Here is a 245-nt window from a genome sequence, read left to right as displayed (position 1 = left end):
GCGGCATCGGGGCTTCTGGCGCTTTCGGTGTCGATGGGCGTCTGCGCCATCGTGCTCAGCGCCTGGACGCGGCTGCCCGTCTCGATTGCCTGGTCGACCCCCGGGGCTGCGCTGCTGGTCTCGGCGGGGACCGTAGAGGGCGGCTTTCCGGCTGCGGTCGGCGCGTTTCTCGTCTGCGGCATGCTGATCGTCTTCGCGGGCCTTTTTCGCCCGCTCGGCCGGGCCGTCGCCGCGATTCCGGCGCC

1 protein-coding gene is annotated in these 245 nt (G+C 72.2%); it reads left to right on the top strand.

The genetic code is table 11. The features are described from left to right. Nucleotides 1-245 (top strand): benzoate/H(+) symporter BenE family transporter (locus R0J92_RS25595; protein WP_411053756.1); only part of this gene is annotated, 245 nt, incomplete at both ends.

The organism is Tritonibacter sp. SIMBA_163, from assembly GCF_046535935.1.
In the GTDB taxonomy this organism is placed as follows: Bacteria; Pseudomonadota; Alphaproteobacteria; order Rhodobacterales; family Rhodobacteraceae; genus Epibacterium; species Epibacterium scottomollicae.
The sequence above is the reverse complement of the archived record's forward strand: the minus strand, read 5'-3'. Positions and strand labels throughout refer to the sequence as shown.